At 62.5% G+C, this 1,607-nt stretch carries 2 protein-coding genes; both read right to left on the reverse strand.

Going from position 1 to position 1,607, the window contains the following annotated elements:
• The coding region (locus AB1609_23455; protein MEW6049391.1) for a carbohydrate ABC transporter permease at positions 1 to 519 on the reverse strand (519 nt) is incomplete at its 3' end.
• Positions 520 to 626: 107 nt separating this feature from the next.
• The coding region (locus AB1609_23460; protein MEW6049392.1) for a sugar ABC transporter permease at positions 627 to 1,607 on the reverse strand (981 nt) is incomplete at its 5' end.

A 1,607-nucleotide genomic window follows, 5' to 3' on the forward strand; every position in this document is an offset into this window, starting at 1 on the left:
CGGCAGCAGGATCCGGGTCAGGATGGCGAAGGACCCGCACCCGTCGATGCGGGCAGCCTCGTCGAGCTCACGTGGCACGGTGAGGAAGAACTCGCGAAGCAGGAAGATGAAAAACGGCCGCCCGAAGTAGAGGGGGACGAACAGCGGCAGGTACGTGTCTACCCAGCCGAGCCACCGAAACAGGATGAAGGTGGGGATCAGCGTGACCTGCGATGGCAGCATCAAGGTAGCGAGCACGAGGTAAAAGAGCGGGTCCCGGCCGGGGAATCTAAGGCGGGCGAAGCCGTAGGCGATGAGCAGCGATGATGCGATCGACCCCAGGCCGCTCAGTACCGTCACGAGTGTGGTGTTGAGAAAGTAGCGGCCGAACGGCATGGCCGTCAGGGCCTTCGGATAGTTGTCCCACCGAACGGGATTCGGGACCCACTGTGGTGGAAAGTCAAAGAGATGGTTGACGTCCTTGAGCGACGTCGACACCATCCACGCTGCCGGCGCCAGCACCACGATCGATCCCAGCAAAAGGATCAGTTGTCCTCCCACCGGGCGGACCTGCAGCCTTGGGAGCCATGACGCTGACCTGCCCCGCTTCAGCGCGGCAGTGCTGACGCGGGCTTCGGTGGTAGCCCTCATCCGCTCTCACCCCCGGCGTAGTAGACCCAGCGCCGGGATAGACGGAACTGGATGATGGTCAGGGTAATCACGATGATGAACAGCATCCAGGCCAGGGCGCTGGCATAGCCCATTTCGTAGTGGGCGAACGCAGACTCGTACAGGTACAACACGTAGAAGTGGGTGGCGTAGCGGGGCCCTCCCCTGGTCATGATGTAGGGGAGCGTAAACACCTGGTAAGCGCCGATCATTCCGATGACCAGGTTGAAGAAGATGGTGGGCGACAGCATCGGAACCGTGATCTTCCAGAACTTCGTCCAGTCACTGGCCCCGTCGATGGACGCCGCCTCGTATAGCTGCGTGGGGATGCCCTGAAGTCCGCCGAGAAAGATCACCATGGCGCTGCCGATGGTCCACACGCTCATCAGAATGATGGCCGGCAAAGCCCACTTCGGAGAGGCGAGCCACATCGGCCCCTGGATTCCAATCAGGCCCAATGCTCCGTTGATGAGCCCCACCTCCGGGTTGAAGACCCACTGCCACAGCACCGCGGTGACCACCGCGGGGAGAATGGTCGGGATGTAGTACACGGTCCGGTACCAGCCAATCCCGCGGAGCTTCTGGTTGAGCAGCATGGCGAGGACCAGAGCGGCGGTCAGGTCGAGCGGCACGGCGAAAAGCGCATAGAGTGTGGTTACCTTGAGCGACTGCCAGAAAAGGTCGTCATGGACCATCCGGGCGTAATTGCCCAAGCCCGTCCACCGGATGGAGCCCAGGAGGTTCCACGAGGTAAAACTCAATCCCAGCGACGCCAACATCGGCCCCGCGTAGAACACCAAAAACCCCACGACCCACAAAGAGATGAACGCGTAACCCTCCCAGGCCTCTCGGGTGGCCAGGGCCCGCCGTCGGGGGCGCACTGCTGGTCGAGCCGGAGCAAGCGCCGTCACGTCGCGAGTCCCTCCAGGTGCCATGCCTCCCAGTCTCCGAAGAGACGG

This window comes from Bacillota bacterium, from assembly GCA_040754675.1.
Lineage (GTDB): Bacteria > Bacillota > Limnochordia > Limnochordales > Geochordaceae > Geochorda.